Annotated in this window: 10 protein-coding genes and 2 pseudogenes; 6 read left to right on the forward strand and 6 right to left on the reverse strand. The window is 73.7% G+C overall.

Going from position 1 to position 13,195, the window contains the following annotated elements; genetic code table 11:
- The 6 genes and pseudogenes from NH2_RS27660 to NH2_RS27685 form a co-directional block, all read left to right on the forward strand.
- The coding region (locus tag NH2_RS27660) for a protein kinase domain-containing protein (RefSeq protein ID WP_218021754.1) at window positions 1-2,368 on the forward strand (2,368 nt) is incomplete at its 5' end.
- 253 nt (window positions 2,369-2,621) lie between these two features.
- A pseudogene (locus tag NH2_RS28485) lies at window positions 2,622-2,840 on the forward strand (metallophosphoesterase); the annotation flags it as partial.
- 174 nt (window positions 2,841-3,014) lie between these two features.
- Window positions 3,015-3,341 carry an MFS transporter gene (locus tag NH2_RS27670; RefSeq protein WP_067660890.1) on the forward strand — a complete coding sequence of 109 codons (327 nt, stop codon included), beginning with the start codon at window positions 3,015-3,017 and terminating at the stop codon, window positions 3,339-3,341.
- A gap of 13 nt (window positions 3,342-3,354) precedes the next feature.
- Window positions 3,355-3,807, forward strand: coding sequence for a hypothetical protein (locus NH2_RS27675; protein WP_067660893.1), 453 nt, complete (start codon window positions 3,355-3,357; stop codon window positions 3,805-3,807).
- Between the two features lie 17 nt (window positions 3,808-3,824).
- Entirely contained in the window at window positions 3,825-4,148 is a 324-nt protein-coding gene (locus NH2_RS27680) for a hypothetical protein (RefSeq protein ID WP_067660896.1), read from the forward strand.
- 55 nt (window positions 4,149-4,203) lie between these two features.
- Window positions 4,204-5,718, forward strand: coding sequence for an FAD-dependent oxidoreductase (locus NH2_RS27685; RefSeq protein WP_067660901.1), 1,515 nt, complete (start codon window positions 4,204-4,206; stop codon window positions 5,716-5,718).
- 30 nt (window positions 5,719-5,748) lie between these two features.
- Here the strand turns inward: NH2_RS27685 and NH2_RS27690 are convergent, their stop codons facing one another.
- The 6 genes and pseudogenes from NH2_RS27690 to NH2_RS27710 form a co-directional block, all read right to left on the reverse strand.
- Window positions 5,749-6,771, reverse strand: a complete 1,023-nt coding sequence (locus NH2_RS27690; protein ID WP_067660905.1) for a PP2C family protein-serine/threonine phosphatase — start codon at window positions 6,769-6,771, stop codon at window positions 5,749-5,751.
- A gap of 224 nt (window positions 6,772-6,995) precedes the next feature.
- A complete protein-coding gene (locus tag NH2_RS27695; RefSeq protein ID WP_067660908.1) occupies window positions 6,996-8,036 on the reverse strand; it encodes an AraC family transcriptional regulator in 1,041 nt (346 codons plus the stop codon).
- A gap of 158 nt (window positions 8,037-8,194) precedes the next feature.
- Complete coding sequence (locus NH2_RS27700; RefSeq protein ID WP_067660911.1) at window positions 8,195-8,983, reverse strand: RNA polymerase sigma factor; 789 nt, start codon at window positions 8,981-8,983, stop codon at window positions 8,195-8,197.
- Window positions 8,960-9,079 (reverse strand): annotated as a pseudogene (locus tag NH2_RS30370) (sigma factor-like helix-turn-helix DNA-binding protein); the annotation flags it as partial. The gene NH2_RS27700 and the pseudogene NH2_RS30370, both read right to left, overlap by 24 nt.
- 15 nt (window positions 9,080-9,094) lie before the next feature.
- The gene (locus NH2_RS29575) at window positions 9,095-9,499 is read right to left on the reverse strand and encodes a YciI family protein (protein ID WP_067660963.1); all 405 of its coding nucleotides are present in this window, start codon (window positions 9,497-9,499) and stop codon (window positions 9,095-9,097) included.
- A gap of 211 nt (window positions 9,500-9,710) precedes the next feature.
- A complete protein-coding gene (locus NH2_RS27710) occupies window positions 9,711-13,148 on the reverse strand; it encodes an acetyl-CoA carboxylase family protein (protein ID WP_067660914.1) in 3,438 nt (1,145 codons plus the stop codon).
- Window positions 13,149-13,195 lie beyond the last annotated feature (47 nt).

Consider the following 13,195-nt stretch of genomic DNA (forward strand, 5'->3'; position numbering starts at 1 on the left):
ACCGCTCAGAAGCAGCGTATTCTCCGCACCGGGTATCGGGTCGACGTACACAAAATCACTCGCTTTCAAGGAATTCTCGCCGGAGGTGCGGACCACCGCGGACACGGCCGTGCTCGAGGAGATGCGGGACTATCTCGGTGAACTGACCTTCGGCGACGGAGTGGATCTGCTCACGCGCGCGGCCTGGCCGTGCGATGTGGTCGAGGAGGAGAGGTCCCAGCGCACCGCCGGTTTCCTCATGCCGCTCGTGCCGTCGCGGTTTCTCCTCGAGTGGCGAACCCCTTCGGAGCCGGCGGGGCGGCCCGCGGAATTCCGGCATCTCCTCACCGGCGTGCAGCCTCTCGCGCCGTCCAGGGCGGCCGTGTCCGACCGGCAGCGTTACCAGCTCCTCGCGGCGGCAGCCGAGACCATAACGATCCTGCACAGCCACCAGATCGCCATCGGTGACCTGTCCGCGACGAATCTGCTGTTCGCCCTGGAACCCGCGCCGAAGGTGTATCTCCTCGCCTGCGACTCCATGCGGTTTCGGTCCCGGTCGGTCTTCGATCAGATCGAGCATCCGGCCTGGGGTGTCCGCGCGGTGAATCCGGACGAGGAATTGGCGACGGTTCACTCCGACTCGTACAAGCTCGGGCTGCTGGCGTTGCGGTTGCTCGCCGGGGACGAAGCCGTCTCGGACGCGGACAAGGTCCCGGACTCCGTCCCCACCGCCATCCGGATGCTGATCAGATCGGCGCTGATGGAGTCGCCGACGGCGCGCCCGACGCCCGGCGACTGGATACAGCCGCTCACCGACGCCGCGGCCGACGCCGACGATTCGGTGCCCGCCGCCGAACTGCCATATCGGCAACAGGCGGTGGAGCGGTCACCCGGCGATGCGTTCGCGCGGATCGACACGCCGCGCCCCGCGCGCCGGAAGACCCGCTCCGACCTGAGCGGCGCCCTGATCAGCAGCCGGTATGTGATCACCGACTGGATTGCCGAGGGTCGCACCGGAAGCCTCTACTCGGCGTACGACAAAATGCGCGGCCACCCCGTCGGGATCAAGGTGATCCGGGAACGGGACGAGCAGACCCAGCTGTGCCTGCAGCAGCGCGGAAGGGTGTGGCTCGGTGTGGAACACCCCAACCTCGTCCGCATCCTCGATGTGCAGACCGTGATGGGTGACGAACCCGCGTACATCGTCTGCGACATCGCGCCCGGCCGCAATCTCGACGACGTCCGCGCAACGCGCGACCTGGAGGCCGAGGAGGCGGTGTGGATCACGCTCCAGATCTGCGCCGCGGTGGAGCAGATCCATAAACGCGGGCACGTGCACGGCGAGATCGCCCCGCACAATGTCCTCGTCGCCGACAACGACCTGCGGGTGACGCTGCTCGAGCCGGGTATCGCGCGGCCGGGCGGCGCCCAGGTCAATCAGCGGGCAGACGTCGCCGCGGTGGTTGGCCTGCTGCGCGGGATGCTGTACCGCGGCGATACGCCGGGAACGCACTTCGGCCGTAGCAACGGGCAGCCGCGTGCGCGAATCCCGGAGAAACTGCGCGTCGTGCTGGAACAGCGGCCACGCGCGGGCGGCGAAAGCCGTTTCTCTCATATCGGGGAACTGCGCGACCAGCTGACCCCGTTCACCAACAGGAGCACGTCACTGCCGCCGCCGGGCGACCCGATCGTGGCGCTGCACGGCATCCGGACCCACGCCACCTGGCAGCGCGCCTTCGGTGAGGTGGCGTCGAGCGCCGGCTTCAACGTGCGCGTCGATCGCTGGAACTTCGGCTACTTCTCGCTCCTGCGCTTCCTCATGCCCTGGTCCAGGTCTGCCAAGGTCGAGTGGTTCCGCGAGATCTACATGGACGAGTTCGAGAACAGCCACCGCTCCGGCACGAAGCCGCCGTCGGTGGTCGCGCACAGCTTCGGCACCTATATTCTCGGCAACGCGCTGCTGCGGTATCAGTACCTCCGTTTCGACAAGGTCCTGCTCTGCGGGTCGATCCTGCCGACGGATTTCCCGTGGAACGAGTTGATCGAGCGGGGCCAGGTGCAAACCGTCCGGAACGAGTACGGTACGAAGGACTTCTGGACTCGTACCGCGGGGTGGTTCGTCCGTGGGGCGGGCCCGTCCGGCACCGAGGGTTACGCGTTCCAGCACGAGCGTCTGGAGCAGGAAGAGTTCAGGTTCGCGCACAGCGAGTATTTCTCACGGGCTCACATGGTCGGTTCGTGGCTGCCCTTCCTGAAGTCCAAGAACAGCCAGCGACTGCCGCAGAAGATTCGTGTGGCGGAGCCGCGGGCGGATCTGCCTTTCGGGCTCTACACCTCCTACATTGTTCTGATCGCGATCGTGGTCGGCGCAGTTCTCCTTTGGGCCTAGTCCGGCGACCTCGTCGTCAGTAGTCCGCGCTTCCGGGTGCGACGCCCGCATGGCCCCGGCGATCGAACAGCTGCTACACGCGCTCACCCGCGCGGTGAGCGCCCTCTCGGTCACCGACATCCGGTTCGCGATGGCGGGCGGCTGCGCGATGTACGCGCGCCGCGGCCGGGCCTTCGCCCACGATGTCGACCCCTTCCTCAAACCGGAGGATGTCGGCCGCGCGGGCCCACGCTGGTGGGGAGCGGGAGATCTACCCTTCCTCGGCTCGTACCCGCCCGGCGAGGTGATCGACGAGGCGGGGGCGGCGCTGGCGCTGCACAGCCACGCGCACGCGGGCACCGAGCGCGGCACGACGCCGGGCGGCATCCGGGTGCGCAATGTCGCGCAACCGGTCATTCGCACCGTCGCCGCCGTCTACGAACTCCGTGAACCCGCCGCGACGGGCGCCGGGCACCGCGTCGCCGCGGGCTGAGCGGGCATTGCCCCGGACCCCGTCGGGAGTCCGGGCTCGGCAGGCGGCAGGCCGGGCAGGCGCGATCCAGCAGGACGCCGTGCTCGAGGCCGTCGCGCGGCTCGCACGATTGACCGGGGTGCCGCCGGGTATGACCGGAGAGCCCCCGTTCGACGTGGCAGAAAGGAGCTCGACATGAGCGCCCCGAACACACCCGGCGAGAGGCGGGAAGTCCCGGTCGCCGGGCACAGCTTCCCGGACGACTCGCGCACCACCCGCTCACACGCAGGCGAAGCGCTGGAGGACACTCGCAACTGGCCCGGCATGATCCTGGTCGGGCTCGGCATCGTGCTGGTCGGGCTGACCCTGGTGGCGGCCGGGTACGGCTTCGAGGGCTGGGCGATCATCGCGGGCATCGCCTGCGGCGTCTGCCTGGTGGTAGGCGCGGCCCTGGTCGTGTTCGAGCATCGGCGGGTGAAGGCGCTCGAGGGGCGCAGCCTGACCGACCCCGCCGGGCACTGACGGGCCGGGCTCCATGCGTTCGCTCCACCTCTGCGCGCTCGCAGCGGCCGGTGCCCTGCTGCTCGCCGGCTGCTCCGGCGACGGCCCCGACATCGACCCGGTCCCGGCCACCGCGACCGGCGGCGGCTCCATCACCCTGACCTTCCCGCCGCCCGCCGACGGCACCACCGCGGAGGTGCCGGACACCGACACCATCACCGCGAGCGCCGAGCGCGACCTCTGCGAGAGCATCGCCCCGGAGATCGAGGGGTGGGCGGCGCAGGGCGGCACCGGCGCCAGGTTCTCCTTCAACACCACCGTGCAGGGCTGGGCGGCCCGTAACGGCGGGCTCAACGACATCGTGGTGCGGGACCGCTCGGTGGTGGACACCATCACCGCCAAGACCTGCCCCGACGTCCGGCAGCGGGCGCTCGCCGCGCTCGGCACCTCCGACCTGGCGTCCGGCCTGGTCGGCTTCGGCAACTGATTCTCGCGAGGGACACCATGCGGCACACCAGTATTCGGCACCGGATCGCGGGCATCGCGTTCGTCGTCACCGCGGCGGCCTTCGGCGGGGTCGGCTGCGACCAGGTGGAGGAGGCGGTGAATCGGGGTGGGGATACCCCCTGCAACGAGTACATCGCGCAGTCCGCCGAGGACAAGCGGACGACCGTCACCAAGTACCTGGAGAACGATCGCGGTTCGGCGCCGGACGCCACGACCGTGGATGCGGCCATCGGGGCCATCGACCTCATGTGCCGGGCGCAGGCGAACGCCGGGACGCCCATCCGGGAGGCGGACATCAGCGGGATCATCGTGCCGAAGTAACGGCTCGGGCCGAATCGAGACGATTGGAACGGGCCGCACCGGCTATGACGCGTCCATGACGTCTCTGTGGTTGCAGGAAACCCGTACGCCGGCCCGGCTCCCGCTGACCCCGGGACGGCGCTTCGACACGGTGGTGGTCGGCGCCGGGCTCACCGGCCTGGTCACCGCGCTGGTGCTGGCCCGCGCCGGGGCGACGGTGGCGGTGCTGGAGGCCGGGCGGGTGGGCGCGGGCACCACCGGCGGCACCACCGGCAAGGTGAGCCTGCTGCAGGGCACCCGGCTCCAGCAGATCGCGCGCAAGCACACGCCGGAGACCGTGCGCCAGTACGTCGCGGCCAATACCGCGGCGCTGGACTGGGTCACCGCGTACTGCGCGAGCGCCGGGGTCGGGATCGAGCACCGCACCGCGCACACCTACGCTCCCACCGCCGCCGAGCTGGACATGGTCACCGCCGAGCACGCCGTCGCGCGGGAGTCGGGGCTGCCGACCGAGCTGATCGACGACCCCGACGTCCCCTTCCCGGCGCGCGCCGCCGTCCGGCTGGCCGGGCAGGTGCAGCTCGATCCCATGGAACTGCTCGCCGCGCTGGCACTGGACGTGGAGGCGGCGGGCGCGCCGATCTTCGAGAACACCAGAGTGCGCGGTGTGCACCGGGCGCAGGGCGAGGTAACGGTCGACACCGAGCACGGGCCGGTGTCGGCGGAGACCGTCGTGCTCGCCACCGGCATTCCGATCCTGGATCGCGGCGGCTTCTTCGCGCGGCTCGGCGCGCAGCGCTCCTACCTGGCGGCCTTCGCCGTGGCGGGCCCGATCACCAGGGACATGTTCCTCAGCGCGGGCCAGCCCACCCGTTCCCTGCGCTACACGCCGAGCGCGCGCGGCGACCTGCTGCTGGTCGGCGGAAACGGCCATCCGGTCGGGCGCACCGGCTCCGAACAGGCCGCGGTGGACGACCTGGTCGACTGGACCCGCCGCTGGTACCCGGGCGCGGTGCCGCTGCACACCTGGTCGGCGCAGGACTACCTGCCGATCGGCGAGCTGCCCTACGCCGGGCCGCTGCTCCCCGGCGAGCACCGCATCCTCACCGGCACCGGCTATGCCAAGTGGGGGCTGACCAACGGGGTCGCCGCCGCGCTGGCGCTGGCGGGGCGGATCTCCGGCGGGACGCCGGAATGGGCCGCGGCGCTGGACAGCTGGCGGCGCGACGAGGTGCGGGCGCTGCCCGCGGCCGCCAAGGCGAATGCCGAAGTGGGGGCACACCTGACCACCGGGTGGTTGCGCACGCTGCGCGGCGGGCCGGAGGAGCCGCCGGCCGAGGGCGAAGGGCGGGTGCAGCGCAGCGGCGTGCGCCCGGCCGCGGTCTGCACGACCGGCGGTGCGACGCACCGGGTTTCGGCGGTCTGCCCGCACCTGTACGGCATCGTGCGCTGGAACGACGCCGAGAAGTCCTGGGATTGCCCGCTGCACGGCTCCCGCTTCGCCGCCGACGGAACCCTCATCGAGGGCCCCGCCACCAGCGACCTGACTCCGCTCTCGGCCCCCGGCGGCGAATCCGCGAAGCACGCCTGACCGATCCGGGTCTGCCGCGCGGCAGCGGGTTCAGCCGGCGACGGGTGCCAGCGCGACGGTGATGTTGTCGTTCCCCCCGCAGCGCAGCGCGAACTCGACCAGTTCGCGGGCGGCGTCGGCGGGGGCCGCGCCGGTGGCGGGCGCGGCCAGCGCCTCCGGCTCGGAGAGGTAGTTCCAGAGCCCGTCGCTGCAGAGCAGCAGCACACCGGGGCCGCGGGTGCGCAGCGTGCGAACGCAGTTGTCGGACCACGGCTTCGGCGAGGTGTCCGCCCCGAGCCAGCGCAGCAGGGTGTGTGCCCGCGGATCGCGCATGGCGGCCTGCTCGTCCATGGCGCCCGCGTCGACCAGCGCCTGGGCCCAGGAGTCGTCGACGGTGAGCCGCTGCGACGGCACCGCGACGGCGGCGCCCTCGGTGACGACGGAGAGCTCCGGCTGGGTGGCGACCGACGCGCTGTCCGGCGCGGCCCCGGCCCGCAGCCAGTAGGCCCGGCTGTCACCGACATTGGCGACGGTGATCAGCACACCGTCCGGCCCGTCGGCGTGCACCACCGCGGAGACGAAGGTGCAGGACGGCGCGTTCTCCACCTCGGCGCCGACCGCGCGCACCGCGGCCGCGGCGGCCTCCAGCCCGGCGGGCACGGCGTCGGCGGCGGTCCCGCCCGCCTCCAGCACCGCGACGGTGGCCTCCAGCCCGGCCCGCACCGCGGCGCCGGAGGCGGCCTGCGGATCGTCGGAGCTGGAGACGCCGTCGCTCACCACGATCACCGTGGCGAGCGGGCGGCCGGTGGCCGGATCCTCCACCACCGCGGCGGAGACCGCGTCGTCGTTCCTGGCGTGCGTGATGCCGCGGTCGGTGATCACCGCGACGGCACCGAGATCGGCGGCGAACCGGTCGGCCTCGGTGCGCACCGGATTGCCCTCGGCATCCAGCGCTTTCACCTCGCCGGCGGGCGCGTTCTCCGGCGGCAGCGCGACCCTGCGGCGCGCGGGCGGGGCGGGTGGTGTGCCCGCGACATCCGCGGCTGCCTCCGCTGGCAGTGGACGAGGGTCCACACCGTCCTCCTTCGTCTCCCCGGCCGGTTGCCCGCGATAGTACGGCAGGAACCGGTGCGCGCCGCGCAGGGCGACTTCCCGGCCGAGGCGACCCGGGTCCCCGCGCGGCGACCAGCCGCGCCACGGCGCCTCCCGGCCACCGGTCCCGGGGGACCGGCGCTCCGGGTGCGAGCGGCGTCCGGCTCCGGGACGCCCCCGGGTTCCCGGCCTGAACCCCGGCGGGATCAGCCGGCGACGGCGAGCCGCGGGGAGGGCCGCTCCAGCCGGGCCCGGAACTCCTGCGGCGGGCACCCCTTCCACCGGCGGAAGGCGCGGATGAAGGAGGCGGCCTCGGAGTAACCGAGCCGGGTGGCGAGATGCTCGGTGGTCATCGGGGTGTGCGCGAGCAGCTCGTCCGCCACCACCTCGCGGACCTCGTCGAGCAACGCGCGGAAGGAGGTGCCCTCCTCGTTCAGCCTGCGCGAGAGGGTGCGCGGGCTCATGAAGAGCGCGCCTGCCACCGCGGTCTGGTCCGGCAGCCGCGCGGGGTCGCGGATCAGCAGGTCGCGCACGGTGCCCGCGACGCCGGTGCGCACCCGGCGGCGGTTCAGCAGCTCGCGGCAGAGCTGCTCGCAGAGCCCGCGTGCCCAGTCGTGCGGGCGCGGCAGCGGCATGTCCAGGTGCGCGCGGTCGAAGACCAGCGAGTCGGCGCCCGCCCCGAAGACCGGCTCGACGCCGAAGGTGCGGCGGTAGCGCACGGTGTCGCGCGGGCCCGGGTGCCGGAAGGTGACCCGGCGGACCGGGATGACGTGGTCGAAGAGCGCCCGGCTCACCGCGGGCACCCCGGCCAGGTAGCGCTCGGCCAGGAAGGCGCGGACCGCGGGCGAGGTGATCGACGGGTCGAAGACGATGCGCGCCTCGCGCTCGTCGGTCTCCAGGCCGAGCGCGGTGGAGCTGACCGTGCGGTCCAGGTATCTGGTCACCGCGACGATCTCGCGCAGTGAGCGGCTACCCAGCAGGGCGAGCCCCCACGGCCCGAAGAGCGGCACCCGGCGCCGCCGCGCGGCCTCGATGCCGAGCCCCGGCTCGCGGCCGAAGCGGGAGACGACGTTGGCGACGATCCGCAGTTCGTGCGCGACCGAGACCGGCGTCGCGGCCTCCAGCGCCGCGAGCGGGCGCAGGCCGGTGCCTTCCAGGGTCTCGGTCGCGGGCATACCGCGTTCCTCGGCCAACCGGATGAGCACCTGCACGCTGGTGGTGCCGCGGAAATTAACCGGTTCGAGCATAAGTCGCGTCCTCGATGATGCCGTGTGGTCGATGGGTTGGCGCAATGTATCAACGGCTCGAACGGCCCCGATAGACGTCGGAGACATCTCTGTGACAGGCCATAACCGCAGCGGATGCCGATAGGTACGGGCTCCCGGATTTCCGGCCCATTCCTGCCCTATTCGCCCGATTCCCGCAGCCGCGTGGCCCGGGCCAGCAGGTATCGCTCACGCGGCCGGGTGCGGGCGAGCGCGGCGGCGCGGCGGAAGGCGCCTGCGGCCTCCGCGCGGCGGCCCAGCCGCTCGTAGAGATGGCCCAATACCGTGTCCGGGCGATGATCGCTCGCCAACCGCGGATCGGCCGCGCAGGCGAGCGCGAGCGGCAGCGCCGCCGCGGGGCCGTGCGCCATGGCGACGGCGACGGCGTGGTTGAGCGCGGTGACCGGATTGTCCGTTCGCGCCCGCAGCTCGCGATAGAGCAGCTCGATCTGCGGCCAGCCGGTGGCGGCGTCGCTCGGCGCCTCGTCGTGCAGCGCCGCGATGGCGGCCTGGAGCTGGTAGGGGCCGGGCACCCCGGTGGGCAGCGCGGCGGTGATCAGCGCGGTGCCCTCGGCGATGGCGGCGGCGTCCCAGCGGGTGCGGTCCTGCTCGGCCATGGGCACCGGTTCGCCGCCGGGGCCGGTGCGCGCACCCCGCCTCGCGTCGGTGCGCAGCATGAGCGCGAGCACGCCGGTGACCTCGGCCTCGTCCGGCAGCAGGCGGTGCAGCAGCCGGGCGAGCCGGATGGCCTCGGCGCTCAGCTCGGCGCGGTGCAGGGCGGGCCCCGCGGTGGCGGCGTAACCCTCGGTGAAGATCAGGTAGAGCACGTGCAGCACCGCGGCGAGCCGCTCCGGCTGCTCGGCCGGGGCGAGCGGGGCGAGGCCGATGCCGGCGATCCGGCGCTTGGCCCTGGTGATGCGCTTGCCCATGGTGGCCTCGGCGACCAGGAAGGGGCGGGCGATCTCCGCGGTGGTCAGGCCGCCGACGGCGCGCAGGGTGAGCGCGATGCGGTCGGGCGGGGTGAGCGCCGGGTGGCAGCATCAGCCGAGGTCGGCGTGGTCCTCCGCGATCGGCCTGACATCGGCGTAGGCGCGCGCCCTCGCCGCCTCGGGCGCCGGGCAGTCGTTCAGCTCGGCGGCGATGGCGGTGGCGCGGTCGAGGCTCTCGCACTCGACGATCCAGTACCCGGCCAGCACCTCCTCGGTCTCCGCGTACGGGCCGTCGGTGACCACCGGGGTGGGCCCGGCCGCCACCCGGCGGGTGCGGGCCGGGTCGAGCAGGCCGCGGGTCTCGACCAGCTCGCCGGAGTCGGCCAGCCGCTCGTTGAAGGCGCCCATGAACTGGGCCATGTTCGCGAAGTCCTCGGGTGACCACACCGGGGCGGCGCCGTCGGTCTTGCCCACCATCTCGTCGTAGTCGCGCTGCGAGGCGTAGCTCAGGATCATGTACTTCACGGCGTTCTCCTCGATCGTGCGGCGGCCCCGGTGGGCGCTGCCTCGTCAGGGACGTCGGAGCCGGGTCCGGCGCACGGACAACCCTGGCAGATTTTTTTCGCGCCCGGCGCGAGGCGGGGCCGGGGTGTCGGCGGGCTCGCGACGGCCGCGCGATCAGGTGACGCGGCCGTGGCCGGTCCTGGGCTCGGGCGCTGGATGGTGGTCAGCGCAGGGTGCGGATCCAGCGGCGGGTGTCGGCCGGGTCGATGACGTCGTCCAGCTCCAGGACGGTGGCGGCGGAGAGCGCCTTGCCCTGCTCGTAGGCGGCGGCGACGAGGTTCTCGTACGCTTCCCGCCGCTGCTCGGGATCGTCGAGCGCGGCCAGCTCCTTGGCGAAGCCGAGCCGCACCGCCCCCTCCAGCCCCATGCCGCCGATCTCGCCGGTCGGCCAGGCGATGACGAACCGCGGCGCGCGGAACGACCCCGCCGCCATGGCCTGCGCCCCCAGCCCGTACCCCTTGCGCACGATCACGGTGCCGAACGGGACGGTGAGCGCGGCGGCGTCCACGAAGAGCCGGCTGAACCGGGTGACCGTGGCCTGCTTCTCCGCCTCCGGCCCGACCATGAATCCGGGCGTGTCGCAGAGCGAGACGATCGGCAGCCGGTGCGCCTGGCAGAGCCGGAGGAACATCGACAGCTTGTCCGCCTCCGGCGCGTCGATAGCACCGCCGAGGTGCGTGCAGTCGTTGGCGATCACGCCGAAGGGGACGCCGTCGAACCGGGCCAGCGCGGTCAGCACGCCCGGCGCCCAATCCCGGCGCAGCTCCAGCACCGAGCCGATATCGGCCACCGAATCCAGCGCCGCGCGAATATCGAAGGCGCGCAGCCGGTTCTGCGGCACCACGTGCCTGGCGAGCCGCGGGTCCGGCGCCTCCCAGTCGGCGTCGGAGCCCTGGAAGTAGGCCAGGTAGCGCCGGGCCAGCCGGACCGCGTCGGCCTCGTCCGCGGCGACCAGGTGCACCACGCCGTTGCGGCGCTGCACCTCGACCGGGCCGACCTCCTCCGGGGTGACGACGCCGAGCCCGCCGCCCTCGATCATGGCGGGGCCGCCCATGCCGATGGTGGCGTCCGGGGTCGCGATCACCACGTCGCACATGCCGAGCAGCGCGGCATTGCCCGCGAAGCAGCGGCCGGAGACGATGCCGATCAGCGGGACCCGGCCGGAGAGCGCGCCCATGGCGTGGAAGGTGGTGACGTCGAGGCCGGAGATGCCGCCGTAATCGGTGTCGCCCGGCCTGCCGCCGCCGCCCTCGGTGAAGAACACGACCGGCAGGTTCCGCTCGGCGGCCAGGTGCAGCATGCGGTCGGTCTTGGCATGGCTGCGCATGCCCTGGGTACCCGCCAGCACGGTGTAGTCGTAGGAGAGCACGACGGCGGCGGTGCGCTCCGGGCCGTAGCGGCGGGCGTTGACGGTGGCGAGCCCGGCGATCAGGCCGTCGGCCGGGGTGTTGGCGATGAGGTCGTCGGCGCTGCGGCGGAGGCGCTGGGCGGCGACGGCGAGGGCGCCGTACTCGACGAAGCTGTCCGGGTCGACCAGGTCGGCGATGTTCTCGCGGGCGGTGCGGCGGTTCGATCCGCGGCGCTTGGCGACGGCCGCGGGGCGGGCGGCGTCGGTGGTGCGGTGCTGCCTCGCGATGACCTCGGCGAGGTCGGGGCGGATCTCGTCCAGGTCGAGTTCGGTGGTCTCGGCGTGGTGGTCGGGGGCGGCTTCGGGGGTCCAGGTGAGGAGCGGGGCGCCGGGGTCGACGACCGCGCCCGGTGCGGCCAGGACCGCCGTGACGCGCAGGGCGGTCTCGGCGCGCAGGACGTGCTGCATCTTCATGGCCTCCAGCACCGCGAGTTCGGCGCCGGGCGGGACGAGGGTGCCCGGGGCCGGGAGGGAGACGATGCTGCCCGCCATCGGGGATCGCAGGGTCGGGGTGTCGGGTGCCGGAACCGGCGCGCCCCCCGCGCGTCCGCGCCCTGTCGTGTCGCCCACGCCCGCGTCGCCCCCTGCCGAACCACCGGCGCCCGCGTCGCCCACCGCCGAGCCAGCTGCGCCTGCGTCGCTCGCCGCCGAACCACCTGCGCCCGAGTCGCCCACCGCCGAACCACCGGCCCCGGCCCCGCCCGCGCTGCTCGCGGCTTCGGTGCGTGCACCACCGTCGGCCTCGGAGCTTCTCGTCGCGCGGCCCTCGCCGTGCGCGGCGCTGCCGCGGGCGCCGTTCCCGCTCGCGGCGGCGGGTTCGACGGCCGCGCGCGGTTCCTCGCGCTGCGCGAGCTCAGCGGCGTCGGCGAGCAGGCCGGTGAGATTCCGCTCGAACCACCCGGTGTCCACCGGTTCCGCCCCGGCGAGCCGGGCGAGGACGGCGCGCAGCAGCGCGAGGTTCGTGTCCGGCCCGTCGACCACCGTCTCGCCGAGCGCGTCGGCGCAGCGCCGCAGGGCGGCGTCGCGGGTGGCGCCGCGGGCGATCACCTTGGCGAGCAGCGGGTCGAAGGCGGTCTGCACCCGCTGTCCGGGTGCGGCGGCGGTATCCACCCTGACCCCGGCGCCGGTCGGCGGCGCGAACTGGCCGAGCACCCCGGCACCGGGCAGCACCGCCCCGCCCGCGGTGATCCGCTCGGCATTGACCCGCGCCTGCACCGCGAACCCACGTCCCCGCTCCGGCAGCTCCAGCTCGTCCAGCTTGGCCCCGAGCGCCAGGTCGAACTGCACCCCGACCAGGTCGACCCCGAACACCTCCTCGGTGACGGTGTGCTCCACCTGCAACCGCGGATTCACCTCGAGGAAGTAGTGCTGCGCCCCCGCCACCAGGAACTCGACGGTGAGCACGCCCCGGCACCCGGCGGCAACGCGCACCGCGTCGGCGTGCAGCCCGGCGCGCAGCGCGTCGGGCAGCACCGCGGGCGCCAGCTCGACCAGCTTCTGCCGATTCCGCTGCACCGAGCAGTCCCGCTCCCCCAGCGCGACGGCCCGCACCCCGTCCGCCGCCACCTGCACCTCGATGTGCCGCACCGCGGGCAGCAGCGCCTCCGCGTACAGCGTGCCGTCGCCGAACCCCGCCGCCGCCTCGGCCGCGCACCGCGCGTGCGCCCCGGCGATCTCGTCCGCGGCGCGCACCACCCGCATCCCGCGCCCGCCGCCCCCGGCGACCGCCTTGATCATGACGCCACCGGGCTGCGCGGCGAGGAACCGCGCCACCGCGTCCACATCGGCCCCGGCTTCGGTGGCGGGCAGCACCGGAACCCCGGCCGCCGCGGCCGCCGCCCGCGCCGCGGGCTTGGCCCCGAAGGTGCGCAGCGCCGCGGGCTCAGGACCGACGAAGGTCAGCCCCGCCGCCGCGCAGGCCGCCGCGAATTCGGCGTTCTCACTGAGGAATCCGTACCCCGGATGCACCAGCGCCCCCGGACCGGCGGTGGCCGCGGCACTGGTCACCGCCGCGATGTCCAGGTAACCGGCGGCCCCGGCCCCGGGGAGCTCGACCGCGCGATCCGCCAGCCGCACCGCAAGCCCGCCGCGCTCGGCCGCGGTGTGCAGCACCGTGGTCTCGTACCCCCGGTCCCTCGCCGTCCGCAGGATCCGGACCGCCACCTCGCCCCTGTTCGCCACCACCACGCGCATAGGGACAGTGTGTCCCGCGGCGCTCCGGCGCCCGCACCGACCCCTGC

It is taken from the genome of Nocardia harenae NBRC 108248, assembly GCF_001612885.1.
Lineage (GTDB): Bacteria > Actinomycetota > Actinomycetes > Mycobacteriales > Mycobacteriaceae > Nocardia > Nocardia harenae.